Genomic DNA, 1,021 nt, shown 5'->3' on the forward strand with positions numbered 1-1,021 from the left:
CGTCGAGGTGCACCGATAAAAACTTCCCGGTGCCGGGTCTTTTGCGGACATATCTTGGAGTGTCCTGCACAGGATGCCACGGAAACCGGGCATCCCCAAGGCCGTTTTTCAGATCATTATCAGGGCGTTGTCCTGCCACGCCGTTCGAATCGCGGCAGCATGGCGGAGAAATCGCGCCCCTTGCCATCTTCGTCTTCGACAAATTGCGCATAGAGTGCGGTGGCGAGTTGGCCCATCGGTGTGTCTGCATCCACCCCTCCGGCGGCGTCTTGGCTGAGCCGCAGATCCTTGAGCATCAGATCGGCGGCAAAGCCGGGCAGGTAGCCGTTGTCGGCGGGGCTTTTTGGGCCGATGCCGGGTGCAGGGCAATAGCTGGTCATCGACCAGCTTTGTCCCGACGAGGTCGAGACCACATCATACATCGCCTGTCGATCAAGGCCCAGCTTGTCGGCCAAGGCGAAGGCTTCGCAGGTGGCAATCATCGTCGCGCCCAAGATCATGTTGTTGCAGATCTTGGCCGCTTGCCCATTGCCCGCCGCGCCGCAATGCACGGCCTTTTGGCCCATCACCTCGAACAGGGGCCGCGCCGTGGCAAAGGCCGCATCGCTGCCGCCCACCATGAAGGTCAGCGTGCCTGCAGCCGCCCCGCCGACCCCGCCCGAGACCGGCGCGTCAAGCGCCCCCAGACCCGCCGCCGTGGCCATCTCCGCCACGTCGCGCGCGCTGGCGACATCGACGGTGGAGCAATCCAAAAGCACCGCACCCCCACCCATCGCCGGGATCACCTCGGCGGCGACCGCCTTCAGGATGGCGCCATTGGGCAGCATGGTGATGACCACCTCTGCACCCGTGGCGGCCGCGGCGGCGGTTGCGGCCATCACGACACGCTCGGGCCCTTGAGCAGTGATGTCGTAGCCCGTCACCGCATGGCCCGCAGCGGCCAGATTGGCCGCCATCGGCCCGCCCATATTGCCCAAACCGACGAAACCGATCTTCATGTCACTTATCCTTTCGCCTGCAT

At 64.5% G+C, this 1,021-nt stretch carries 1 protein-coding gene; it reads right to left on the reverse strand.

Features of this window, described 5'->3' with window-relative positions; all coding sequences use genetic code 11:
- Nucleotides 1–119: 119 nt before the first annotated feature.
- Nucleotides 120–998, reverse strand: coding sequence for a 3-hydroxyisobutyrate dehydrogenase (gene mmsB, locus ACTG4J_RS15435; protein WP_439140616.1), 879 nt, complete (start codon nucleotides 996–998; stop codon nucleotides 120–122).
- Nucleotides 999–1,021: the final 23 nt, after the last annotated feature.

The organism is Roseicyclus sp., assembly GCF_965662675.1.
GTDB lineage: Bacteria > Pseudomonadota > Alphaproteobacteria > Rhodobacterales > Rhodobacteraceae > Roseicyclus.

Coding starts and splice junctions, on each gene's coding strand:
- mmsB (WP_439140616.1), bottom strand. CDS start 998: ATGAAGATCGGTTTCGTCGGTTTGGGCAATATGGGCGGGCCGATGGCG.